This is a genomic window from Methylomonas sp. Uni0011 (assembly GCF_056850255.1).
On the sequence record NZ_JBVVNO010000001.1, the window covers coordinates 44323 to 69267 of the forward strand.

Below are 24945 nucleotides of genomic sequence, written 5' to 3' on the forward strand. Positions count from 1 at the left end.
TCCCGCCTTTTATCTTCTTGTCGAATCATGTCCGTTCAGCCACAAATTAAACTTCTGGCACAGCAATTATCCGGCGCAATGAGTGCCGACAGGCATTCGCTCAAACGCCAGCTTGACCGCTTGCGCAACGAGGTGGGCAAAGGCAAGGAAGTAGGCGGGCAACTCCAGCAACTGGCCGACAAGATCGAACGTTCCGTAGGTCGTTGTAACCAGCGGCGGGCGTCGGTTCCGGTTATCCAGTATCCGGATTTACCGGTCAGCGGCAAGAAGGACGAGATTGCAGAGCTGATTAAGAGCAATCAAGTAACGATAGTCTGCGGCGAGACCGGCTCGGGCAAGACCACTCAGCTGCCGAAGATTTGTCTGGAAATTGGCCGCGGCGTGACCGGCATGATCGGCCACACCCAGCCCAGAAGGATTGCGGCGCGCACCGTTGCCGACCGCATCGCCGAGGAGTTGGGCCAGGCCATCGGCAACACCGTCGGTTACAAGGTGCGCTTCCATGACCAGACCGCGCCGAATTCGCTGGTCAAGTTGATGACCGACGGTATTTTGCTGGCCGAGACCCAGAACGACCGCTACTTAAACCAATACGACACGCTGATCATCGACGAGGCCCACGAGCGCAGTCTGAACATCGACTTTTTGCTGGGTTATCTGCGCTGGTTATTGCCGAAGCGGCCGGATTTGAAGGTGGTGATTACTTCGGCGACGATCGACCCGGAGCGATTCGCCAAGCATTTTAACGGCGCGCCCATCGTCAACGTCTCCGGCCGCACTTATCCGGTGGACATTCGCTACCGACCGATCGAGTTGATCGAGGAAGACGACGAAACTTCGGCCGACTTGCAGCAAGCGATTCTGGATGCGGTGGACGAGCTGTACCGGGATTTGCGCGGCGACATTTTGATTTTCCTGAGCGGCGAGCACGAAATCCGCGAGACCACCGAATCCTTGCGCAAGTCGCATAACAACGGCCGCTACGAGGTGTTGCCACTGTATTCCAAGCTCAGCGTCGCCGAGCAGGAGCGAGTGTTCAAGCCTTCCGGCAATAAACCAAGAATCGTGTTGGCGACCAACGTCGCCGAGACTTCGCTGACCGTACCGGGCATCCGCTGCGTGATCGATTCCGGCCACGCCCGCATCAGCCGCTACAGCGCCCGCAGCAAGATCCAACGTTTGCCGATCGAGCGCATCTCCCAAGCCAGTGCCAACCAACGGGCAGGGCGTTGCGGCCGGGTCGCGGAAGGTATCTGCATCCGGCTGTATTCCAAGGAAGATTATCTGGCGCGGCCGGAATTTACCGATCCCGAGATATTGCGTACCAATCTGTCGTCGGTGATCTTGCAGATGGCGGCCTTGAAGCTGGGCGACATCGAGGAGTTTCCGTTCGTCGAGCCGCCCGACGAGAAGATGGTCCGCGACGGCAAGACTTCGTTGTTCGAAGTCGATGCCTTGGACAAGCAAGGCAATCTGACCGACACCGGCCGGCAATTGGCGAAGATTCCCACCGACCCGAAACTGGCGCGGATGCTGTTGGCCGCGGCGCAATTGGGTTCGTTGCACGAAGTGGCGATCATCGTTTCGGCCTTGAGCATTCAGGACCCGCGCGACAAGCCGGCCGATAAATTGCCCCAAGCCGAAGCCAAACACGCCCAATTCAAAGCCGAGGATTCGGACTTTTTGACGCTGTTGAACCTGTGGAATACTTTCGAGGAACAGAAAAAGCATTTGACCAACAGCAAGCTGCGCAAATACTGCCAGGACAACTTTCTGTCCTACATCCGCATGCGCGAATGGCACGACATTCATACTCAAATCATGCAGGTGGCGCGCGGCGATTTGGGTCTGAAGACCGCCGGCAATCCGGCCAACTACGAGCAAATCCATATGGCGCTGCTGCCGGGTTTGTTGTCCAACATTGGCTTCAGGCATGAGCAATATGAATACCTGGGCGCGCGCGGCCTCAAGTTTTTCATCTTCCCCGGTTCCGGCCAACACAAGGCGCGGCCGAAGTGGATCATGGCCGCCGAGCAGGTCGAGACCAGCAAGGTCTATGCGCGTACCGTCGCCAAGATCGAGCCGGAATGGATAGAGGCTTGCGCTCAGCACTTGGTCAAACGCAATTACTACGACCCGCATTGGGAGAAAAACGCCGGCCGTTGCGGCGTTTATGAGCGGACTTTACTATACGGCTTGACCTTGACCGCCAAGCGCAAAGTGCCTTACGAAAACGTCGATCCCAAGGCGGCGCGGGAGATGTTCATCCGCCATGCGCTGGTCAATCAGGATTACCACTCCAACGCGCCGTTTTTTAAAGCTAACGAAAAACTGCTGGAGGAGGTGGGTTATATCCAGCACAAGGGCCGCCGCGTCGATTTGATCGAGGATGAGGAATGGCTGTACCAGTTTTACGACAAGAAACTGCCGGCCGAGATCGTCAGCGGCATTACCTTGGACCAGTGGCGCAAGCAAGTCGAGCGCGACAATCCCAAAATCCTGTTCCTGACCAAGGAAGACCTGACCCGCACCGACGACAATCAGATCAACGATTGGGATTTTCCGGACAGCAAAAAAGTCGGCGATTTAACCATCGAACTGCATTACCGCTTCGAACCGGGCCACGACGAGGACGGCGTTACCGCGATCGTGCCGGTGCATCAGCTCAACCAAATTCGGCAAACCCCGTTCGACTGGCTGGTGCCGGGTATGCTGGAGGAAAAGGTCGTGGCATTGATCAAGGGCCTCCCTAAGCATCTGCGCAAACACTTCGTGCCGGTGCCGAACACTGCCAAGGCCTGCCTGGAAATCGAGCCGGATTTCAAAGGTTCGCTGTACGAATGGCTGAGTAACCGCTTGCGCAAATTGACCGGCGAGGCGATTCCGCTCAACGAATGGCAGCCGGACGCCTTGCCGGAACATTTGCAGATGAACTTTCGGGTGGTCGACGATGCCGGCCGCGCCATCGGTTACGGCCGCAATCTGGCCAAGTTACAGGCCCAATTCGCGACCAAGGCCGGCGATAGTTTCGACAAGCTGGCGCAGGAGGAAATGAACCATACCGGTTGCATCGCCTGGGCCTTCGACGACTTGCCGGAGACCTGGCAGTTCATGCAAAAAGGCCAGAGCTTCATCGGCTTTCCGGCGATTTTGGATGAAGGTCAGACGGTTGGGGTGAAGATTCTGGAAACCCAGCACAAGGCCGAGCTGGCCCACTTTGACGGCTTGGTCAAGCTGTATCAATTGGTCTGCAAAAAAGACGCGCAATACATTTTAAAAAATCACGGCGTATCGCCGGCCTTGCAACTGGCCTATAACCAACTTCCGGCGCATCCGCTGTTGAAAGACCGCGTCGGCGGCGATTTCAAGGAGGATGTGTTGTATGCAATCTTTGCCGCGGCGTTCGTCGAAGGCCAGACGATTCGCACGCAACAGCAATTCGAGTCTATTCTGGCGACGAAAAAGTCGACATTAATGTCGACCATGACGCAGGCCGGCAAGCAGATCGGCGAAATCCTGGCACACTATCAAGCATTGAGCAGGCGCCTGCAGCAACCGGCTGTGGCGCCGGGCTTGCGCGAAGAGATCGAGCAACAACTAAGCTTGCTGGTACACAAAGGCTTTTTGCGGTACACGCCGGCGGGGCAATTGCAGTCCGTCTCCCGCTATTTGAAAGCGGTGGAATGTCGTTTGGACAAGCAAAAACCGGACTCGGCCGAGGTACAGGGCTTGCAACGGTTGAACCAACGCTACTGGCAATACATAGCGAAGCAGAGCAAGACCGTCACGCCAACGCCGGAGCGGGAAACTTTTCGCTGGGCGCTGGAGGAACTGCGGGTGTCTATATTCGCCCAACAATTGAAAACGGCATTTCCGGTCTCGGTGCAGCGCCTGGAAAAGCAGTGGAGCGACAGCTATTAACAGCGGCGCTGGATAAACCAAAACCAAGAGGGCAAACGATGATACCGATTCGCGATTCGATACCTTGCCAGACTAAGCCTTACGTCACTTGGGGCGTAATGGCCTTGTGCGTCGCGGTGTATTTGATGATGTTGCTGATGCCGGACGAAGTCGGCCAGCACTTCGCTTACATGTACGGCATGGTGCCGATTCGCTATTCCAACCCGGATTGGGCTTATGCCTTCGGTCTGCCACCGGACCACTATTTGTCGTTTCTGACCAGCTTGTTTTTACACGGCGGCTTTTTGCACCTGTTGATGAACATGGTGTTTTTGTGGATCTTCGCCGACAACATCGAAGATTTGATGGGGCATAAACGCTTTGTGGGGTTTTACATCTTGTGCGGGCTGATCGCTACTTACACCCAATGGTACTTTTATCCGACCATGGCGGTGCCGGTGGTTGGCGCTTCCGGGGCGATTGCCGGGGTATTGGGCGCCTATTTTGTGCGCTTCCCTTACGCGACGGTGGTGATTCTGGTGCCGATCCTATTTTATCCGCTGTTTTTTCAGGTACCGGCGATTGCCTTTCTCGGGTTTTGGGTGATCGTGCAATTGGGCGACGCTTTCACCGCGGCGGTGTTCGACAACGTCGCAGTGGACTCGGCCTGGTGGTCGCATCTGGGCGGTTTTGCGGCCGGGGCCCTGTTGCATCCGCTATTCATCGAGAATAAGCCGGCACAACAGGATTTGAGCGCCGAATAGCGCCGGTTGCGGGCAAAAAGTAGAGAAAACGCTAGGGGTTTTATTTTATAATGCCGATGTTAGCAAGCGGTGGAAAATACGATAGAAATCAAGGCCGTTGCTTATAAGTGCAAAAGAATCCCCATTCAATCGAGAAATATTGATCATGAAAAACCTAAATGTTGTGCTGGTCAGGCTGCTGCAATTCGTGGTGTTTGCCTTGTTTACATTCATCGTGCTGGTTTATTTCGGCACCATGATTCTATTGCCGCTGGATATCGTGGTATTGATTACCAAAGCCTTGAGCGTGCTGGGTTTCGGTACTGTGTTCGGCGCAATCATTGCGGTACCTGCCGTGGCTTACCTGGGCAAAATCGTTTACAACACGCCGGGTTTGATTCAAATGATCGTCGAAAACGGTATTGAACTGGCCAACTTGGGCAAACAACGGGTAGAGGCGTTCAATAAAATTGCCGAAGCCGCGAAATAAGTTTTCACGGATAAGAAAAAGGGGCCTTTTGGCCCCTTTTTTGTGTCCGGCGGTTTACAGTTCCCGGGTGGCGCTGAAGTGGATGTCCGGCCAGCGTTCTTCCGTCAATTGCAGGTTGACCCGGCTGGTGGCCAGATACACCAGATAACCGCCGCCGTCCTCGGCCAGATTTTCGAAGGCCTTGTTCCTGAACTCTTCCAGTTTGGCCGGATTGGCCGAGCTGACCCAGCGCACGGTATTGATCGGCGAGGCGTCGTAAACGCATTCGACGTTGTATTCGTGCTTCAAGCGGTGGGCAGTGACATCGAACTGCAGAATACCCACCGCGCCCAGAATCAAGTCGTTGTTTTTCAGCGGTTTGAACAGCTGAGTGGCGCCTTCCTCGGTCAATTGCACCAAGCCTTTTTGCAGCGCCTTGGCGCGCAGCGGGTCTTTCAATACCACGCGGCGGAACAATTCCGGCGCGAAGTAAGGGATGCCGCCGAATTTCAGGTTCTCGCCTTGGGTGAAGGTGTCGCCGACCTGGATCGTGCCATGATTGTGCAGGCCGATGATGTCGCCGGGATAGGCTTCCTCGACGTTCTTGCGGCTGTCGGCCTGAAACGTAATCGCGTTGGCCACCTGGATGCTCTTGCCGATGCGGACGTGGTGCATCTTCATGCCCTTGTCGAATTTACCGGAACTGATGCGCATGAAGGCGACGCGGTCGCGGTGAGCCGGGTCCATGTTGGCCTGGATCTTGAATACGAAGCCGGTGAATTTGTCTTCGCTCGGTTCCACCAAGCGTTGCTCGGCCTGGCGCGGACGCGGCGGCGGCGCGAACTCGGCGAAGGCGTCGAGCAACTCGACGATGCCGAAGTTGTTGATCGCCGAACCGAAAAACACCGGAGTTTGTTCACCCCGCAGATATTTGTCCAGATCGAATTCGTGGCTGGCGCCCTTTACCAAGTCGATTTCCTCGCGCAATTCGTCAGCCTGCAAACCGAGGAGCTGATCGAGTTGCGGGTTGTTCAAGCCCTTGATTAGGGTAGATTCCGCAATTTTGCCGCCGTGCTGCGGGTTGAACAGCAAAATCTCGTCCTTGTATAACTGGTAGACGCCTTTGAAGCGCTTGCCCATACCGATCGGCCAAGTCATCGGCGCGCATTCGATTTTCAGCACGCTTTCCACTTCGTCCAGCAGTTCGATAGGCTCGCGGCCTTCGCGGTCCAGTTTGTTGATGAAGGTCAGGATCGGCGTGTCACGCAGGCGGCAGACTTCCATCAATTTGATGGTCCTGTCCTCAACGCCCTTGGCAACGTCGATCACCATCAATGCGGAGTCGACCGCGGTCAGCGTGCGGTAGGTGTCTTCCGAAAAATCTTCGTGGCCCGGTGTGTCAAGCAGGTTGACAATCGCGCCGTTGTGCTCGAACTGCATCACAGACGTGGTGACCGAAATCCCGCGTTCCTTTTCCATTTCCATCCAGTCGGAGGTGGCGTGGCGCGCCGCCTTCCGGCCCTTGACCGAGCCGGCCAACTGAATCGCGCCGCCGAACAGCAGCAGTTTTTCGGTGATGGTGGTTTTACCGGCGTCGGGATGCGAGATGATGGCAAAGGTTCTGCGGCGCTTATATTCTGGGACTTCCATGGAGATTCTGATAGGTTTCGCGGTAAATGTTGCGTCCGAACTGAAATGACGCAATTAAAGATCAAACCGGCATTATAACGTAAGCGGCCGCGGCGCTGGACGCTTGCCAGGTAAAGCAAAGATGTGTTGGTCGGCTAGGTCCGCCGACCCGTAGAATCAGCCTGGCGAACGCCGACGGGCGTGACGCTGAACATACCAATAGCAGGTTAGGCTGCCGCACAAGCCGCCCAACGAATCGGCCAGCCAATCCAGCGCGCTCGATTCGCGGCCGACGACAAAGGATTGGTGCCATTCGTCGGACAGGCCGTATAAGCTGCAAAATATCGTGCCGATGACGAAGTGCCAGTGGCGCGGCACCGAGAAATGGGCGAAGTAGCGCCAAGCAAACGCTGCCATCGCGAAATAGGCCAGGAAATGGTCGAGCTTGTCCTGGTTCTCGACCAGCGCGTGGTCGGGCAGTTTGGTTTGGTCGGAAAGCCAGAAAATCAGTGCGCAATACAGCAGCAGGGCGGATAGATCCAGAATTTTGGACATGATTCTGCTCAGGTTTCCGGTGGCGGTTGCAGCGGTTTGCGGTAACTGTCGAAGAGATAGCTGATTTCCTCCAGGCCGTCTTCTATCGACCAGGAAACCGTTTTGGACAGCAAATCCAGCAAAATCACGCCGTTGACGGCGGCGTCTTCGCTGATTCCGGCTTTCAGACGCTGAGTCAGGTGCTGGTTGACGACTTGTAGGTTTCGATAGATTTTCAGTAACTCGTCGAGCTCCAGCGAATAGGGCAAACCGTCCTGGCGGCGAAAATATTGTGCTAACAAAAAGGTAGCAGTCACTCGATAAATGGTTTCGTCCTGGTCGGCCAAAGGCAGATGAAAGCGCGCCATAGGCTTTAGATATTCGGTGTGCGGGCAGGGGCTGGTGGCCATGATCAAACCCAGAATCGAACTGGCAATGTGTTGCGCCGTGGTTTTGCAGTAAATCGTGCGTCGGTCGGTGATGACTTCGACGCTCATCGGTTTATGCGACACCAAATGGCCGCACAACTCCAATAGCGGCGCCAGATTGACTGCTACCGGGCAATGCGGCGTTTCAGCGGCGTGCAGCGGGCAGTTTTGGCATTGGTGGTAGCTCAATTCGGTCCAGTACGGGTAGGGTGCCTCAGCCGCCGGAACTAAGGTCATGGTCGGTTTGTGGATTTCGACGAGAAATTCCGCGCAAGTGCAATCTTCGGCGGTAAGCCTGTAGACAAAACGTAACAGGTCTTGCGGCGGGTATGCGTTGGACATAGGAGTGTAGCTTCAACCTAAATTCTGATGATTGTAGCGCTGCCTGTAAGCGTTTGCTTGGTGGGCTTGTTTGGCATTCGTTTTTGCGACGCCACAAACCGGCATTGAAGCGCTAACGCCGCTTTTCGGAGCGCTTCGGCACACCCTGGCCGCTTTGATTGCTGCGCGGAGTATGCTTTCGGCGCTGCTCGTGTTTGTTATTCGCGTTATCGAAGCCGGTGTGCTTGGTCTTAAAGGTCTGTGTTTTGGCCGGTTTGTTCACCGGTTCGGCGTCGGTTTTCGGTTGAAAACTCGGCACCAAATGTTGCTTGCCATTGCCGATCAAGTCCGCCCGTCCCATTTCCTTCAACGCTTCCCGTAATAGCGGCCAGTTTTTCGGGTCGTGGTAGCGTAGAAAGGCCTTGTGCAGCTTGCGCTGTTTCATGCTGCGCGGAATCGGAATGTCCGGGACGTTACGGCCGACTTTGTGCAGGGTATCCTTGCCGGAATGGTACATGGCAGTGGCAATCGACATCGGCGACGGCAAGAATGCCTGCACCTGATCGGCGCGGAAGCCGTTGCGTTTCAACCATAGCGCCAGATTCAACATGTCTTTGTCTTCGGTGCCGGGGTGAGCGGCGATGAAGTACGGGATCAGGTACTGTTCCTTGCCGGCTTCTTTCGAGTACTTATCGAACATCTGCTTGAAGCGGTCGTAAGTGCCCATACCCGGTTTCATCATCTTCGACAAAGGGCCTTGTTCGGTGTGTTCCGGGGCGATTTTCAGGTAGCCGCCGACATGGTGGCTGACCAGTTCTTTCACATATTCCGGCGTCTCGACGGCAATGTCGTAACGCAGGCCGGAGGCGATGAAGATTTTTTTGATGCCGGGTAAGGCGCGGGCGCGGCGGTAGAGCTTGACCAGCGGGGTTTGGTCGGTGTTCAGGTTTTGGCAGATGCCGGGATAAACGCAGGACGGCTTGCGGCAGGATGCCTCGATTTTCGGATCCTTGCAGGCCAAGCGCCACATGTTGGCGGTGGGCCCGCCCAGGTCGGAAATATTGCCGGTGAAGTTGGGCGAGGTATCGCGGATGGCTTCGATCTCGCGGATAATCGAATCTTCCGAACGGTTTTGAATGATGCGGCCTTCGTGCTCGGTAATCGAACAAAAGCTGCAACCGCCGAAACAGCCGCGCATGATCAGCACCGAATGTTGGATCATTTCGAAGGCCGGGATATTGGCCTTGCCGTAAGCATGGTGCGGCAAGCGCGAATAGGGCAGGTCGAACACGCCGTCCATTTCCGGCGTGGTCAGCGGCAGCGGCGGCGGGTTGATCCAAACCTCGCGGTTATCGTGGCGCTGGATCAGGGCGCGGGCGTTGCCGGGGTTGGTTTCGCCGTGCATCACCCGCGAAGCGTGGGCGTACAAAATCGGATCGTCCTTGACCGCGTCGTAATCCGGTAGCCGAATCACGGTTTGGGCGCGGTTTTTATTGGCGATGGGTTTGAATTGGATGACTTTTTCGTTATCCGCCAACCCAGTGTCGGCCGATGTCGGCGCCGATTCGCAACTGGGCATTTCCTGATACGGATTCTGGTGCACGATGGCTGCGCCGGGCTGATCGAAATGGGTCGAATCCTTTTCGATCCAGCCTTGCGGCACTTGTTTGACGAAGTGGACGGTGCCGCGGATGCCTTTCAAATCGTGAATGCTCTCGCCCTTCGCCAGTCGATGCGCAATCTCGACGACTTGGCGCTCGGCGTTGCCGTACACCAGCAAATCCGCCTTCGAATCCAGCAAGATCGACTTGCGTACCTTATCCGACCAATAATCGTAATGGGCGATGCGGCGCAGGCTGGCCTCAATGCCGCCGATGACGATCGGCACGTTTTTAAAGGCTTCCCGGCAGCGGTGCGAGTAGACGTTGACCGCACGGTCCGGGCGCTTGCCGGCCTCGCCGTTGGCGGTGTAAGCGTCGTTGGAGCGGATTTTCTTGTCCGAGGTATAGCGGTTGACCATCGAATCCATATTGCCGCCGGTAACGCCGAAGAACAGCTTGGGCTGGCCTAGTTTTCTAAAATCGTCGGCGCTTTGCCAATCGGGTTGGGAAATGATGCCGACTCGAAAACCCTGCGCCTCCAGCACCCGGCCGATCACCGCCATGCCGAAACTGGGATGGTCGACGTAGGCGTCGCCGGTTACCAGAACGATGTCGCAGGCGTCCCAGCCCAGCGCGTCCATTTCGGCGCGGCTCATCGGTAATTCCGGTGCCGGACCGAAGCGGTGGGCCCAGTATTTTTTGTAACCGAAGATGTTGGGGGCGTTGTGGATCATGGTTTCAGAACTCGATGCAGGAGGCTGGGATTATTGCGTTTAAAGTCTTGCATGAACACTGGGAATTCCAGTTGATATTGCAGCTCGAGCGCTTTGGCTTTGATTATCAGGGTTTTGAACTGCAGTTTCGGAAAGTTTTCGCCGAAGGCAAAGCCGATGACATTGCCGCGGTTCCGCACCGGCAGAAACAGCATGCGCCAACTGAAAATCCTGCCCATATGCCAGGAAACTTGCTGAAACATGGCCTTATCGGTACCCCATAAATTGATCACCAACACCCCGTCCGGTTTCAGCAGACTGCGGCAATCGTCGAAAAAACGTTGGCTGCCGACTTCAGGCGCCATGCCGTTCTCGCCGTACGCATCGATCATGATCACGTCGTGAATCTCCGACAGTTCCTGACTTTGACGGCGAACATGCTCGGCGCCGCAACCGATTTTGACTTTCAGGCGCGAATTGAACGGCAGGCCGAAGTGGCTACGGGCCACATTTAACACGCTGCTGCGGAATTCGACGACTTTCAGCCGGCATTCCGGGAACTGGTGCAGCATAAATTTGGCGATAGTGCCGCCGCCGAGGCCTATCATCAGCACATCACGCGGGTCGTCGTTGAACAGCAGCAGCGCCATCATCGCCCGAGCGTAGAAGGAATGCAGACGGTTCGGATCGGCCATCAACATACTGCTTTGCCGGGCAGGCGAGCCGAAATGCAGAGCGCGTTCGCCGTTGTTATCGACGACTTCGATCACACCCTCGTCGTCATGGCTTTGGTGGACGACTAGGCCTTCGTATTTGTACATGCAGTGCGGCAAACGGAAAAGACGGCGCTATTTTCCTTGAAAATCCGCTGCTTGTCTTCTGATTCCTGATAAAACCGGAGCTGGCGGCGGCAGTGCGAGTAGACGGATTGCCGTTTGTGCGCTCGACACTTGCGGTCTTAGGGTTATCGCCCTACAGTGGAGGCCCCCAAAACCACTATTCCGAGGCTTCGTTATGAACAGACTATTGCCGATCCTGGTATTGATGGCGCCGGCGCTTGCGGCAGCCAATGCCGCCGATAGCCGGAGTGTCTCCCAGCCTGCTGCGAACCCGAAAATGCAGCAGATGTTGGAAAAAATTCAAGCGATGCAAAACTGCATGAAAGACGTCGACAAAGCCGAGCTGCAAGCTTTGGAATCGCAGGCCAAACAATTGAGTAGCGACGTCAAGCAGTTGTGCGCCGCGGGCAAGCGCGACGAAGCTCAACAACGGGCGATCGGGTTCGGTCAGGAAATCGCCGCAAACAAAGCCATGCAATTGACCAAAAAGTGTAGCGAAGGCTTGGCCGGGTTGACACCGGATCTGGTCGCGGCAGAATCCTACTCGGAAAGCGGCAAAGCTCGCCATATTTGCGATAACTCGATACATCCTTAGTCCGGCGAAGCAGACGGTGCCGGCGGCCGCAGGCAGGCGATTCGCCCATGTCGTTGTTCAACTCCGCCGGCATCGCGTAAAATCGCCTTTCGCCATCATGTCCGTATTGGAGAAGAAATCATGAAATACCGTTTGTTTGCTTTGCTGATGCTCGCCGCCGGCTTGGCCAATGCCGAAGAGGCTAAAGAAGAATGGAACGAAACCAGCTTAAGCAATGAATCCATCGAAAAAATTCAAAAAGCGCAATTCAATTATAAAAAGTGCGTAGTCGACACGATGCAAAAACCGGATTTTGCCAAGCTGGAAAGCCGCAACGCGACCGATGCCATCATTAAATTGTGCGAACCGACGCTAGCCGAAATGCGCCAGGTTTATGTCGACGCGCAGGTGCCGGGCGTCATCGCCGACCGCCACTTGAAAACCATGCGCATCAAAGTTACCCGCAATTTGTTGCAGGAACTGATGTACGCCGAGGCCGCAAAAAAATCCGGCATGCCTCAGTGATTTAGCCGAGCCGACCGGCAATCTGGTCGCCGGCTCGGCCGTTCTGCGCTTGCCGCTTTGTATTCCCCCAATATCCATTTTTCATGAACACTTACACCATAGACTTATCGTTACGTCCGACTACATTCGATTTGTGGCACGTTTGCTTAGCCGGAACCGCGGCTGTGTTGGCTTTCATTTTGATCGCGGTGCTGGTATCGGTATTGCTGGGCTTACGCCGCTGTAAATCGACCCGGCAACCGGACATGCCGATCGCGGCACCCGAACCCCAAATCAAAGTGGTGGAAAAGATCGTCGAAGTCGAAAAAATCGTTCAGGCACCTGCCCCGGAACCGGTGGTGCTCAAAGAAGCCACGCCGGATGCGGCTTTACAGTTATTAAGTTTGTTGCAGAAGGAAGCCCGTTTCCTCGATTTCGTCAAAGAAGACGTCAGTGCGTTTGCCGATGCTGAAATAGGCGCCGCGGCGCGCGTCGTGCATCAAGGCTGCAGTAAAGTGATCAACGAGCACTTCAAGTTGGCGCCGGTCAGTCAGGATGCCGAAGGTAGCCGCGTGACCCTGAACAAAGGCTTCGACGCCGCTGCATTTCGTTTGACCGGCAATATTGTCGGCGAAGCCCCGTTCTCCGGCGTGTTGGTCCATAAAGGCTGGCAGGTCACCGAGCTGCATTTGCCGAAACTGACCGAAGGCCACAATGCCAAAATCATCGCTGCGGCCGAGGTTGAATTATGACGGCGCGCTATTCGGTCGGTATCGATTTGGGTACCACGCATTGTGTAATGTCTTATGTCGATTTGGCGGCGGGCGACGATAGTCCGGCACTGGAAGTGTTTTATACGCCGCAACTGGTTTCGCCGGGCGTGATTGAAGATAAAGCCCAACTGGCCTCGTTCGCCTACATCGCTCATCCGGCGGAAATTGCCGAGGGAGCCTCGGCTTTGCCGTGGACCGCCAAACCCGAGCATCTGGTCGGCGAAATCGCCCGTAGCCTGGGCGGCAAGACGCCGATTCGGCTGGTTTCCAGCGCCAAGAGCTGGTTGTGCCATGCCGGCGTCGACTGCAAGCAGGCGATTCTGCCGGTCGACGCGCCGGAAGACGTGGCCAAGATTTCACCGTTCGCCGCCAGCAAAGCCTATTTGCAGCATTTGCGCGACGCCTGGAATCATCGTTTCCCGGAACAGCCGTTGCAACAGCAGGACTTGACCATCACGGTGCCGGCGTCGTTCGATCCGGCCGCTCGGGAATTGACCGTGGAAGCCGCGCGCGAAGTAGGTCTTGGCCAAGCCGTGTTGCTCGAGGAACCGCAGGCGGCTTTGTACAGTTGGATCGAAAAAAGCGCCGGCGACTGGCGCAATCAGGTCAAAGTCGGCGATGTGATTTTAGTCGTCGATATCGGCGGCGGCACCACCGACTTGTCGTTGATTGCCGTAACCGAACAAGACGGCAATTTGCAATTGACCCGGGTGGCGGTCGGCGATCATATTCTGCTCGGCGGCGATAACATGGATTTGGCGCTGGCGTATACGGTTAAGGCCAAGCTGGAAACCGACGGCGGCAAAAAATTGGAGCCCTGGCAATTGCAGGCCTTGACCCATGCCTGCCGCGAAGCCAAAGAAAAACTGTTTAACCAACCCGATTTGGCTGCTATGCCGCTTGCGGTTGCCGGGCGCGGGTCGTCGCTGATCGGCGGCACTTTGCGCAGCGAACTGACTCGGGACGAATTGAACCGGATCCTGGTGGACGGCTTTTTGCCGCATGCTCAAGCCAGCGACAAACCGGTATCGCGGCCACGCAGCGGTCTGCGCAGCGTCGGCCTGCCGTATGCGCAGGATGCCGGCATTACCCGGCATCTGGCGGCCTTTCTGTCCAGACAGCGCCAGGCAACCGACGAGTTCAGTTCAATCGCACTGCCCGAACACGCCAGCTTCCTGCACCCGACCGCGCTGTTGTTCAACGGCGGTGTATTGAAGGCCGGCGTGTTGGCCGAACGGCTGATGGCGGTATTGAACAATTGGTTGCAGACCGAACAGGCCGCTCCAGCCCGCTTGCTGCATGGGGCTGATCTGGATTTGGCGGTCGCCCGCGGTGCGGCATATTACGGTTTCGTGCGCCAAGGTAAAGGCGTGCGGATCAAAGGCGGTACTGCCGCCGCCTACTACGTCGGCATCGAGAGTGCAATGCTGGCGGTACCCGGTTTGCCGCCGGCGATAGAGGCGTTGTGTATCGCACCGTTCGGCATGGAAGAGGGCAGCGAACAGGAATTGCCGCACGACGAATTCGGCTTGGTCATCGGCGAGCCGGTACGCTTCCGTTTCTTTGGTTCCAAAACCCGGCGCGAAGACAAGGTTGGCGATCGTCTCGACGAATGGAGCGACGACGAATTGGAAGAGTTGGACGAAATCGAAATTACCTTGCCGGTGGAAGATGGCCGTCAAGCCGGTGAAATCGTACCGGTGCATTTATCGGCCGCGGTAACCGAAGTCGGGACGCTGGAATTGCGCGCCGTCTCGCGACGCGACCAGCAGCGCTGGAAAATCGAATTCGATGTTCGCGCCGGCGAAGTCTAATCGGTAACTTTTCTGCCCTAAATAAAAAATAAGGCCGGAATTCCGGCCTTATTCGTAACTACGCTCCAGCGTGGCGGAATTATTGCCGGTAGTAAGGCTGCTGGTATTGCTGCTGTTGCGGATAGCCTTGCTGGTACGGTTGTTGTGGGTAGCCCTGCTGCGGGTATTGTTGCTGGTAGGGTTGGTTTTGCTGCGGATACTGTTGGTACGGCTGATTTTGTTGCGGATAACCCTGTTGCTGCTGCGGATAGCCTTGCTGTTGGTAAGGCTGGTTCTGCTGCGGATATTGTTGGTTTTGCTGGGCGGCGCCGGCGTTCTGGTTGGCGTTGATCGACAACTCCACCCGGCGGTTGATGGCCCGGTTGGCGTCGCTGGTGTTCGGCACTTTCGGCGAACTTTCGCCCATGCCCTGTTGCGAGATGCGCATCCGGTTCACGCCGCGGGACGATAGAAAATTGGCGACGCTGGTGGCGCGGGCTTCGGACAGACGCTGGTTGTCGGCATCCGAGCCGACATCGTCGGTGTGGCCGGTGACCGAAAGCGTCGAATCGGGATAGTTGTTCAGTACCCGGGCGACCGGATCCAGCGCATGTTGCGCCTCCGGCGTCAAATCCGATTTACCGAAGGCGAAGGTGACGTCGCTGGTGCTGGGCATGTTCAATACCAATTGGTTTTCGGCCGTACGCTGCACTTCGATACCGGTGCCTTGCAGCGATTGCTGCATCTCTTCCTGCTGTTTATCCATGTAATAACCGATACCGGCACCGACTGCGGCACCGGCCAAAGCGCCCAAGCCGGCGTTTTTCCAATCGTTGCCGCCGAACAGGGTACCGGCGCCGGCACCGACCGCGGCGCCGATGCCGGCGCCTTTGCCCAGATTGCTCATGCCGGACTGGCCGGTATACGGGTTGGTGGCACAAGCGCTCAGCAGCGCGGCGCTGATGGAAATGGCAAGTAATTTCTTATACATAGTCTTGGTCCTGGTTGTGATGCAAAAATCGTCGACGCCAATTTGGCATGCCGTCGGTTGCCGGAAATTTAAACGTCGTTTTCTTAAATCGTTCTTAAAATCGGCGGCGACCATTGCCGGGTGAGTTACCGGTTAAGGCAAAGGCGGCTGAGGCTCCCCAATTTCGTCGATCTGTACGCTCTGTCCCACGGCTAGGCTGCCCGATTTGTCATGCAACGCATTTTGCCCGAAATACACTTTGTTCTGCCATTTGCGTAACCGACTTAAGGTCGCCAAAGGTTCTTTGCCGGCAATCGCGGTTTCCGGGTCGATTGTCGGTACCGGGCAGCGCGAGCAGGGTTTGGGCAGGCGGAAGCCGATACCGTTAACGCTGACCCGCCGCCATCGGTCTTCGGCATAACTGTCGCAGCCGGAAACCACCAGATTGGGCCGGAAACGGACCATGTCGTAGTCCAATTGCATGGCTTGATTCAAGGCCGTCAACGAACCCTCGGATACCAGCAAAAACGGAAAGCCGTCGGAGAACGCCGTTTGGTCGGCGACCGTCGCATAGTTGAGGTCGACTTGGCGGCGGTCCCCGGCGGCTTGGTATACCAGGCGACAATCGGTTTGCAAAAACTCGCTGAGCCAAGCGTCGGCTTCGGCACCGCAGGTTTCCGCTCGGCATTGGTCGTGCCAGACAGTAACCTCGATGGATTCGCTGCTGCTGGCGGTTAACGGCAATATCAGATCCCTTCTGCCAGGGGCCGACAGAATCAAGCGGTCGGCATCGATCCGGGTTTTTACCAGGGCCATTTGCGGTAAACGCCGTTGGCTGAGAAATTGACGGTCGCGGTCGACGAGCATCCATTTGCGGTCGTACAGCAGGCCTTTTTCATCGACCGGCCATTGCGTAACCTGGAATCCGGACAAGGATTTGACCGGGTAGACATAGATTCGGCTGAGTGTCGGCATGGATTTTTGCTTTAGCTGAAATTCAAGTCGGTTTGGGTATGAAGTAGATGTTCGGCCAATTCGCTATTCAGACTGTCGAATTTGATGCCGTAGCGGTTTTGGTCGGCGTCATGGTGGACGACGGTGGCTTCGATCTGGAACCGTCGACCGTCGCCGAATAGCAGAAACAGGCTAACCCGGCTTTTTTTTTTAATTTTTTTGCTGGTGATGACCGCGGCGCCGCGGCTGCTGATGTCGCGCAACAATACCGGAAACAGACGCGGAAACCAAAGGCTGTGTATTTTTACGGCCGCTTTGATGTCGTTGCGCAGATAGCGCACGGCAGTGCGTTTGTTGGACCATTCGCTATCAAGATCGATTTCTTGATCGAGAAAATCCATGGAAAAATCCGAATCAGACATAGCGAATGCCACAAGCAAGGAGTGGTTAAGTATTGAACCTAAACCGGTAAAATTCAATAGAAGCCACACGATTATCGGTTAGGCTTGCTGGCAATTTATCGATAAAATGCAGGGATCTTTACGGATAGCCGCAAAACATGAAAAAACTCCAACGCTTAGCCGCCGGCCTATTGATTCCATTCTGTTGCAGTGTGCCGCTACCGGCCGCGGCCAAGGCCAAACCGACTACGGCCGCCGCCAAGCCTCAAACCAAACCAGCCCCCGCGCCGGCCCAGCAAACGCCGAAGCAAATCGTCAAGATCGTGTACTTCGCGCAGGAACAGGTCGCGCCGCCGGCTTTGTCCAACTTGGACCCGTTCATTCCAAACAAAGGTGAGCTCGGCGCCGAGTTGGCGATTAGCGACAACAATACCACCGGCCAATTTACCGGCCAGCAATACGAACTGAAAAAAATCCTGGTCCCGGCCGGCGCCGATCCGCAACCCCTATTCGATGGCATCGACGCCGAACTGGTGTTGCTTAATGTCGCAGCCGACCAATTGAATAAACTGGCCGATCGGCCGATCGCCAAAACCAAACTGCTGTTCGATGTCGCCAATAGCAGCGACGAGTTGCGCAACGCGGATTGCCGGCATAACGTCTTGCACATCTTGCCGAGCCGCGCGATGCGCGCCGACGCCTTGGCGCAATACATGTTGAAAAAGCGCTGGCAGAATTGGTTTTTAGTCGTAGGCCCGGCGCCGGAAGACAAACTCTACGCGGCCGCGATCAAACGCGCGGCCAAGCGCTTCGGTATGAAGCTCGTCGCCGAGAAAGAATGGAACCAGGATTACGACGCCCGCCGCACGGCCCAAGCCGACGTGCCGACCTTCACCCAGGTCGACGATTACGATGTGCTGGTAATTGCCGACGAGCAGGGCCTGTTCGGCGAATATCTGGATTACCGCACCTGGAAACCGCGGCCGGTGATCGGCACCCAAGGCCTAACCGCCACCGCCTGGCACCGGAGCCACGAACAGTGGGGGGCGGTGCAATTGCAGAACCGTTTCAAGGTTGCATCGGGGCGTTGGATGGAAGAGCAGGACTACGCCGCGTACCTGGCGGTCAGAGCCATCGGCGAGGCTAGTATCCGGACCAAATCCAACCAGATGCCGGCGTTGAAGGATTATCTGTTGTCCGATGCCTTTGCCTTGCAAGGTTATAAAGGCATGCCGCTGTCGTTCCGCAAATGGGACGGCCAGTTACGGCAACCCATCCTGTTGGCCGCGCCGCGCTCGCTGGTGGCAGTGGCGCCGATCGAGGGTTTTTTGCACCCGAAAACCGAACTCGATACGCTGGGCTTCGACCAGCCGGAAACGGGCTGTAAATAATCATGGTTTCGACAAATGGGATCAATTCGGCAAGGAAGTCGGCATGAGTGACAAGCGGCGGATGGAGATCAGCCAGTCGGCGATATCCGGCGTACTGGCAGTGGAAGAGCCCTCAGTCAAGGGCAAAGGCTTCCAGCCAAAGCCGTTCAAAATTCAAAGCCGTTACCAACCGGCCGGCGACCAGCCCACAGCGATTCGACAATTAGTGGAAGGCATTAACGACGGCGAAGTTCACCAAACCCTGCTTGGGGTAACCGGTTCCGGCAAAACCTTCACCATCGCCAACGTGATACAGCAGACGCAACGGCCGGCGATGATCATGGCGCCGAACAAAACCCTGGCAGCCCAGCTTTACGGCGAGATGAAGGAGTTTTTTCCGGAAAACAGCGTCGAGTACTTCGTCTCCTATTACGACTATTACCAGCCGGAAGCCTACATTCCGGCTTCCGATACCTTCATCGACAAGGACGCTTCGCTGAACGAACACATCGAGCAAATGCGCTTGTCGGCGACCAAAGCCTTGCTGGAACGGCGCGATACCATCGTCGTCGCCACCGTGTCGGCGATCTACGGCTTGGGCGAGCCGGAATCCTATTTCCAGATGGTGTTGCATCTGGTGCGCGGCGATATGATCAAGCAGCGCGACATTCTGCGCCGGTTGGCGGAAATGCAGTACACCCGCAACGATACCGAGCTGCGCCGCGCCACTTACCGGGTGCGTGGCGATGTGATCGACGTGTTTCCGGCCGAATCGGAAGAACAGGCGCTACGGATCGAACTGTTCGACGACGAGATCGAACGTCTGTCGATGTTCGACCCGTTGACCGGCGAGGTCACCCAGCGTCTGGCCCGGTTCACGCTCTATCCGAAAAGCCATTACGTCACGCCGCGCGACCAGTTGCTCAGTGCGGTCGAAAAAATCAAGTTGGAATTGGTCGAACGGCTGGCGCAGTTGCGCGAAGACCATAAGTTAGTCGAAGCCCAGCGGTTGGAGCAGCGCACGTTGTTCGACATCGAAATGATTATGGAAGTCGGCTACTGCTCCGGCATCGAAAACTACTCGCGGCATTTGTCCAATCGCACCGAAGGCGAGTCGCCGCCGACCATGTTCGACTATCTACCGAAAGATGCGTTGGTCATCATCGACGAAAGCCACGTCACGGTGCCGCAGATCGGGGCGATGTACAAAGGCGACCGTTCGCGTAAGGAAACCTTGGTCGAATACGGATTCAGACTACCGTCGGCGCTGGATAACCGGCCGCTACGTTTCGAAGAGTTCGAGCGCATTTGCGGGCAGCGGATTTACGTGTCGGCCACGCCGGGCGGTTACGAGAAGGAACACGCCGGCGCCGTGGTCGAGCAAGTGGTGCGTCCGACCGGCTTGGTCGATCCGATCGTGGAAGTGCGGCCGGCCACCAGTCAGGTCGACGATTTGCTGTCGGAAATCAACAAGCGGATTGCGGTGCAGGAACGGGTGTTGGTGACGACGTTGACCAAGCGCATGTCGGAAGATTTGACCGATTACCTGATGGAACACGGCATTAAGGTCAGGTATCTGCATTCTGATATCGAGACGGTGGAACGGGTGGAAATCATCCGCGATTTGCGGTTGGGGGTGTTCGACGTATTGGTCGGCATCAACCTGTTGCGTGAGGGTCTGGACATCCCGGAAGTCTCGCTGGTGGCGATTCTGGATGCCGATAAGGAAGGCTTTTTGCGCTCGTTGACCTCGTTGATCCAGACCATCGGCCGCGCGGCGCGCAACGCCAACGGTAAAGTGATTCTGTACGGCGACAAAATCACCGGCTCAATGCAGCAGGCGATCGACGAAACCGAACGGCGGCGGGCGAAACAGATCGAATTCAACAAGCAGCATAATATCCAGCCCCGCACCGTGTTCAAATCGGTCACCGACATCCTGGAGTTGGCGATTCCCGGTTCCGGCGGTTCGATCAGTACCGCCCGTGCCAAAGTGGCGGAACCGGCCGGCAATTACAAAGCATTGACGCCGAAGCAGGCCGCCAAGACCCTCAAGCAATTGGAAGAAAAGATGTATCAGCATGCCAAGAATCTGGAATTCGAGGACGCCGCCCGGGTCAGGGATCAAATCAAACTGTTGCAGGCAGAGATGGCGGTTTGAGCGGACACCGGCGGTGGCAGACAAATGATTACCATCGTCTAAACTTTGAACTGAGTTGAAACAAAGCGACCGCGCCTGGGGTAAAACGTCGTTACATCTCGCTCCGCGTTAAAGTCGACATGGCTAGCGCGGCGCCGAAACATTGCTAGGAACGGTTCGAATTTGAAGTCCAAAAACATGATTGCCGCCAAACACTTGCTTACCGATAACGTCAGAATCCTGAAAAGCGAGGTCTCCAAAACCACTTACCAAGGCGTGGCCATCGCCCTGCTGGCGATCGTCTGTGCACTGTTGGCTTTGAGTTTTTATTACACCGGCGAAATCTCGTTCGCGGGCATCATCCGCGCCCAAACCGAAAACTACGGCTTGTGGGTGTTGGAGGCGCTACCGTTTCTGTTCGGATTTTGGGGCCAATATTCGAGTTCGGTGATTGCGTATCAGGCTGGCGCCATGATATTCGACCAGACTCAGGAGTTGCGCAACCGGGCCGAAACCTTGGAGAAACAAGTCAGTTACTCGTCCACCCACGATGCGGTGACCGACTTGCCCAACCGGGTTTTGTTTTACGATCGGGTAGAGCAAGCGCTACATGCGGCCAGCAACCAGGGCAAAATGTTATCGGTGCTGTTGGTCGAGGTCGCCAACTTCAAGGAAGTTTACGACACGCTGGGCCGTAACAGCAGCGACATGATCTTGCGCCAAATCGCCACCCGCCTGCAAAGCGTGGTGATGGGGAGCGACAGCGTGGCTCGGATCGACAGCAATATTTTCAGTTTGCTGCTGCCCGCCACCGAAAGCGAAGACGCATCGCTGAATCTGGCCAAGAACATTCAGGCGGCCTTGGATCCCGCATTCAAAGTCGAGCGTTTGAATCTGGCCATCCACACCAACATCGGCATCGTCAATTTTCCGGAACACGGCGACGACGTCGACACATTGGTGCAAAAAGCCGGCGTGGCCTTGTTCATGGCCGCCAAATCGCACGAGGGTTATACGATTTACGCGCCGTCGTACGACGACCACAGCCCGCGCCGATTGACGCTGATGAGCGAATTGCGCCAGGCCATCGAAAAAGAACAACTGATGATTTATTACCAGCCCAAAGTGTCGATTCAGACCGGCAAAATCTACGGCGTCGAAGGCTTGGTAAGGTGGGCCCATCCCAAACATGGCTTTATCGCGCCGGACGAGTTTATCCCGATGGCGGAAAGAACTCGCGTCATCAAACACCTGACCTTGTGGATGTTGAAACGTGCGTTCAGGGATTGCGCGGAATGGCGGCGGCAAGGTCTGGAGCTGGTGGTGTCGGTCAACCTGTCGACCAAGGATTTGCACGATCCGGATTTGCCGGACGTGATGGCCGGCGTCGCCGCGGCGGCCAACATCAAGCCGGCCTGGATGATGCTGGAGATCACCGAAAGCTCGATCATGAACGATCCGGAGCGGGCCATGGAAACCATTTTGCGCCTGCATGAGATGGGGTATAAATTGTCGATCGACGACTTCGGTACCGGGTATTCCTCGCTCGCGTATTTGAAAAAGATGCCGCTCAGCGAATTAAAGATCGACAAATCCTTTGTCTACGATTTATTAAAAAGCGACAACGACGCCGTAATCGTCAAAGCCACAATCAATCTGGCGCACAACCTGGGTTTGCAGGTCGTTGCCGAGGGTGTCGAAACCGGCGAGGTGCTGGACCGACTGGCCAGTTACCGTTGCGATATCGCCCAGGGCTACTGGTTTAGCAAGCCCAAGCCATTCCACGAATTCAATACTTGGTTGCAGCAAAGCAGCCACAATCACTAAATTTGCCATTTACTCGCGAAGGAATAGAAAGACGATGTCTACAGCTTGGGCCGGCGGGGCCGATGCGATAGCGGAACGCATGGAAAAAATGACGGAACTGTTCGTCGCCGAAACCCGAAAAGCGATATACACCGGGGAATCCGCCACCCACTGCGAAGAATGCGGCGAGCCGATTCCGGAAGCGCGGCGCGCGGCAATTCCCTGCAAATACTGTTTGCCCTGCCAAACCAGCCTGGAAAAAGCCGGTAAATAACCCGCTCAGGCGTCGCTTTGCCGGAAAGGCAGATATTGTGCGGCATCCAGTTTGTACTCTGCGATCAGTTGCCGTTCCCGAGCGACGAAGCGTGCCACCGCGGCGGCGAAACCGGGATCGCGCAGCCAATGGGCGGAATAGGTCGTGACCGGCTCGAAACCGCGGGCGATTTTATGCTCGCCCTGGGCACCGGAATCGAAACGCTGCAAACCGTGCTCGATGCAATATTCCAATCCCTGGTAATAACAGGCCTCGAAATGCAAAGCGTTGTATTCTTCGTAACATCCCCAATAGCGGCCATACAGCGTGTCGGCGCCAACAAAGCTCAGGGCTGCGGCAACCGGCTGCCGCTGTTTCAATGCGACGACCATCAATAAGCGCTCCGGGATTTCGGCGGCGAGCAGCCTGAAAAACTCCGGATTCAGGTAAGGTTGGGATTGGCGTTTTAGATACGTTAGCGCATAAAAATCATAGAACGCTCGCCAATACTCGTCGCCGATATCGCGGCCGCTCAAGCGCAACATGCTAATGCCTTGCTCCTCCACCCGCCGCCGTTCGCGTTTGACCATCTTGCGCTTACTGGAACTCAGCGTCGCCAGGAAATCGGCAAAGTCCCGGTAACCGCGGTTGAACCATTGAAATTGAACGCCTTCGCGGATGTTAAACCCGCGCGCAGCCATAATCTCGGCCATTTCCGGTTCCGGGAACAGGCAGTGCAGCGACGAAATACCCTGGGCAGCGGCGCTGTCAGCCAGAAAACCGCATAGGGTATCGACTACCTGGTCCGGACTCACGCCCTGCCGCAACGCAAGCCGCGGTCCGGGGCAGGGCGTGAACGGAATCGCATTCAGCCACTTCGGATAGTACGCCATACCTTGTTCGGCATAAGCCTGAGCCCAGCGCTGATCGAACACGTATTCGCCCCAAGAGTGGCTTTTTCGATACAAGGGCAGGGCGGCGACCAATTCGCCGTTATCGGTGCAGCGCAAATGCGCGGGTTGCCAGCCGTTCTCGGCGGAGACGGCTCCGCTGCGCTCCAACGCGCTAAGGAAGGCATAGTCGAAAAAGGGATAACGATCATCGGCCAAACTGCGCCATTCCTTATCTCCAAAGTCGGCGAAACCGCTAATTTGGGTGACGTCCATGGCTAAAACCATTACAGTTGAAAGCCACAAGATACCACCGATAATTGGCTTATGACGACGCAAAAACCGTTTTCCCAATCCTGCGAAAATAACAAACAGCCTATCTTGCGGGTGATCGAAACCGTATTCACCGATCCGACCACGGTCTGGGAAATCGGCAGCGGCACCGGCCAGCACGCTTGCTACTTTGCCGAACAATTGCCGCATCTGGCCTGGCAACCCACCGACCGCGCCGAAAACCTGGCCGGTATCGAGCAGTGGCGAATCGCAGCCGGCTTGCCCAACCTGCATCCGCCGCTGTGCCTGGACGTTGAGCACGCCCCCTGGCCTTGTTCACGAATCCAGGCCTTGTTTAGCGCCAATACCCTGCACATCATGAGCCAAACCCAGGTCGAAGCCTGTTTTGCCGGCTTAGGCGAATACCTGAACGCCGCGGCTCCCGTTTGCTTCTACGGCCCGTTTAACTACGCCGGCAGTTACACCAGCGACAGCAATGCCCGATTCGACGAGTGGTTAAAGCAGCGCGATCCGCTGAGCGGTATCAAACATTTCGAGAATATTGTCGAACTGGCAGCCCAAGCCGGGCTGGAATTACGTTCAGACTATGAAATGCCGGCCAATAACCGGTTGTTGGTGTTTCGCAAAACTGATGGCTAAACCGATTGGGTGTCGAGTTCCCCGAATCGCGGCCGGATAGCCCCGCTAAACGGCGTGGATCTCTAACTTGTCCAGGACTTGTTTCACCGCTTGCAGCGAAACCGGCTTGATCAATATGGCATCGACACCGAATTCGCTGACCCAATCCAGATACATGACGTTACTGGACACTGCAATCAATTTCGGGCATTGGCTCTTTTCTTTCAGTTCCAATATGGTTTCGATCCCGTCTTTACCTTCCATCACGATATCGATGAAGCAGGCCGCTGGAGATTCTTCGCGGATTTGTTGATACAGGTGCAGCGCCGAATCGTTTTCGATGGCGGTAAAACCAAGTTGGGAAAGATGATGTTTCATCACGTGCCGAAACATCGCGTCGTCATCGACGACAAGGAGTTTTTTCATGG

At 56.2% G+C, this 24945-nt stretch carries 22 protein-coding genes; 12 read left to right on the forward strand and 10 right to left on the reverse strand.

All coding sequences use genetic code 11. From position 1 onward, the window contains the following. The first annotated feature begins 27 nt into the window (after positions 1 to 27). From hrpA to AC0IM9_RS00205, 3 genes are all read left to right on the forward strand, one after another. Positions 28 to 3921 carry an ATP-dependent RNA helicase HrpA gene (gene hrpA, locus AC0IM9_RS00195; RefSeq protein ID WP_482802628.1) on the forward strand — a complete coding sequence of 1298 codons (3894 nt, stop codon included), beginning with the start codon at positions 28 to 30 and terminating at the stop codon, positions 3919 to 3921. A gap of 38 nt (positions 3922 to 3959) precedes the next feature. Next, positions 3960 to 4664, forward strand: coding sequence for a rhomboid family intramembrane serine protease (locus AC0IM9_RS00200; protein ID WP_482802629.1), 705 nt, complete (start codon positions 3960 to 3962; stop codon positions 4662 to 4664). Between the two features lie 145 nt (positions 4665 to 4809). Continuing rightward, the gene (locus tag AC0IM9_RS00205; protein ID WP_482802630.1) at positions 4810 to 5133 is read left to right on the forward strand and encodes a hypothetical protein; all 324 of its coding nucleotides are present in this window, start codon (positions 4810 to 4812) and stop codon (positions 5131 to 5133) included. 54 nt (positions 5134 to 5187) lie between these two features. Here the strand turns inward: AC0IM9_RS00205 and AC0IM9_RS00210 are convergent, their stop codons facing one another. The 5 genes from AC0IM9_RS00210 to AC0IM9_RS00230 all read right to left on the reverse strand — a co-directional run bounded on the left by AC0IM9_RS00210 (position 5188) and on the right by AC0IM9_RS00230 (position 11159). Beyond that, a complete protein-coding gene (locus AC0IM9_RS00210; protein ID WP_482802631.1) occupies positions 5188 to 6762 on the reverse strand; it encodes a peptide chain release factor 3 in 1575 nt (524 codons plus the stop codon). Positions 6763 to 6918: 156 nt separating this feature from the next. After that, positions 6919 to 7296 (reverse strand): VanZ family protein, encoded by a 378-nt coding sequence (locus tag AC0IM9_RS00215; protein ID WP_482802632.1) that lies wholly within the window; start codon positions 7294 to 7296, stop codon positions 6919 to 6921. Between the two features lie 8 nt (positions 7297 to 7304). Then, positions 7305 to 8045 (reverse strand): DUF6901 family protein, encoded by a 741-nt coding sequence (locus tag AC0IM9_RS00220; protein ID WP_482802633.1) that lies wholly within the window; start codon positions 8043 to 8045, stop codon positions 7305 to 7307. A gap of 112 nt (positions 8046 to 8157) precedes the next feature. After that, positions 8158 to 10359, reverse strand: a complete 2202-nt coding sequence (locus AC0IM9_RS00225) for a YgiQ family radical SAM protein (RefSeq protein ID WP_482802634.1) — start codon at positions 10357 to 10359, stop codon at positions 8158 to 8160. Next, entirely contained in the window at positions 10356 to 11159 is an 804-nt protein-coding gene (locus tag AC0IM9_RS00230) for a spermine/spermidine synthase domain-containing protein (protein ID WP_482802635.1), read from the reverse strand. Before AC0IM9_RS00230 ends, AC0IM9_RS00225 begins: the two co-directional genes overlap by 4 nt. Positions 11160 to 11352: 193 nt before the next feature. Between AC0IM9_RS00230 and AC0IM9_RS00235 the strand changes: the two genes are divergently transcribed. The 4 genes from AC0IM9_RS00235 (at position 11353) to AC0IM9_RS00250 (ending at position 14842) form a co-directional block, all read left to right on the forward strand. Next, complete coding sequence (locus AC0IM9_RS00235) at positions 11353 to 11772, forward strand: hypothetical protein (protein ID WP_140911293.1); 420 nt, start codon at positions 11353 to 11355, stop codon at positions 11770 to 11772. Between the two features lie 120 nt (positions 11773 to 11892). Next, entirely contained in the window at positions 11893 to 12276 is a 384-nt protein-coding gene (locus tag AC0IM9_RS00240; protein WP_186289491.1) for a hypothetical protein, read from the forward strand. A gap of 83 nt (positions 12277 to 12359) precedes the next feature. Next, complete coding sequence (locus AC0IM9_RS00245; protein WP_140911294.1) at positions 12360 to 13007, forward strand: DUF2760 domain-containing protein; 648 nt, start codon at positions 12360 to 12362, stop codon at positions 13005 to 13007. Beyond that, positions 13004 to 14842, forward strand: coding sequence for an Hsp70 family protein (locus tag AC0IM9_RS00250; protein WP_482802636.1), 1839 nt, complete (start codon positions 13004 to 13006; stop codon positions 14840 to 14842). The genes AC0IM9_RS00245 and AC0IM9_RS00250 overlap by 4 nt, the downstream gene beginning before the upstream one ends. 79 nt (positions 14843 to 14921) lie before the next feature. Here AC0IM9_RS00250 and AC0IM9_RS00255 read toward each other — a convergent pair whose 3' ends face one another. From AC0IM9_RS00255 to AC0IM9_RS00265, 3 genes are all read right to left on the reverse strand, one after another. Further along, entirely contained in the window at positions 14922 to 15812 is an 891-nt protein-coding gene (locus AC0IM9_RS00255; RefSeq protein ID WP_140911296.1) for a YiaD family glycine zipper/OmpA-like lipoprotein, read from the reverse strand. A gap of 132 nt (positions 15813 to 15944) precedes the next feature. Then, positions 15945 to 16766: an MOSC domain-containing protein gene (locus tag AC0IM9_RS00260; protein WP_482802637.1), complete on the reverse strand. Its 822-nt coding sequence runs from the start codon at positions 16764 to 16766 to the stop codon at positions 15945 to 15947. 11 nt (positions 16767 to 16777) lie between these two features. Then, positions 16778 to 17167: a PilZ domain-containing protein gene (locus tag AC0IM9_RS00265; RefSeq protein ID WP_140911298.1), complete on the reverse strand. Its 390-nt coding sequence runs from the start codon at positions 17165 to 17167 to the stop codon at positions 16778 to 16780. 137 nt (positions 17168 to 17304) lie between these two features. Here AC0IM9_RS00265 and pedA1 point away from each other — a divergent pair, with 137 nt between their 5' ends. From pedA1 to AC0IM9_RS00285, 4 genes are all read left to right on the forward strand, one after another. Then, complete coding sequence (gene pedA1, locus AC0IM9_RS00270) at positions 17305 to 18537, forward strand: lanthanide ABC transporter ABC transporter substrate-binding protein PedA1 (RefSeq protein ID WP_482802638.1); 1233 nt, start codon at positions 17305 to 17307, stop codon at positions 18535 to 18537. A 43-nt stretch (positions 18538 to 18580) separates the two neighbouring features. Continuing rightward, positions 18581 to 20677, forward strand: a complete 2097-nt coding sequence (gene uvrB / locus AC0IM9_RS00275; protein WP_482802639.1) for an excinuclease ABC subunit UvrB — start codon at positions 18581 to 18583, stop codon at positions 20675 to 20677. Positions 20678 to 20839: 162 nt separating this feature from the next. Further along, on the forward strand, positions 20840 to 22483 hold the full coding sequence (locus tag AC0IM9_RS00280) for a putative bifunctional diguanylate cyclase/phosphodiesterase (protein WP_445370553.1): 1644 nt from the start codon (positions 20840 to 20842) through the stop codon (positions 22481 to 22483). A gap of 34 nt (positions 22484 to 22517) precedes the next feature. Then, positions 22518 to 22736: a TraR/DksA C4-type zinc finger protein gene (locus tag AC0IM9_RS00285; RefSeq protein WP_140911300.1), complete on the forward strand. Its 219-nt coding sequence runs from the start codon at positions 22518 to 22520 to the stop codon at positions 22734 to 22736. 5 nt (positions 22737 to 22741) lie between these two features. Here AC0IM9_RS00285 and AC0IM9_RS00290 read toward each other — a convergent pair whose 3' ends face one another. Then, positions 22742 to 23881 carry a GNAT family N-acetyltransferase gene (locus AC0IM9_RS00290; protein WP_482802640.1) on the reverse strand — a complete coding sequence of 380 codons (1140 nt, stop codon included), beginning with the start codon at positions 23879 to 23881 and terminating at the stop codon, positions 22742 to 22744. A 51-nt stretch (positions 23882 to 23932) separates the two neighbouring features. Between AC0IM9_RS00290 and AC0IM9_RS00295 the strand changes: the two genes are divergently transcribed. Then, the gene (locus tag AC0IM9_RS00295; protein ID WP_482802641.1) at positions 23933 to 24538 is read left to right on the forward strand and encodes a DUF938 domain-containing protein; all 606 of its coding nucleotides are present in this window, start codon (positions 23933 to 23935) and stop codon (positions 24536 to 24538) included. A 45-nt stretch (positions 24539 to 24583) separates the two neighbouring features. Here AC0IM9_RS00295 and AC0IM9_RS00300 read toward each other — a convergent pair whose 3' ends face one another. Next, positions 24584 to 24943, reverse strand: a complete 360-nt coding sequence (locus AC0IM9_RS00300; RefSeq protein WP_140911303.1) for a response regulator — start codon at positions 24941 to 24943, stop codon at positions 24584 to 24586. Positions 24944 to 24945: the final 2 nt, after the last annotated feature.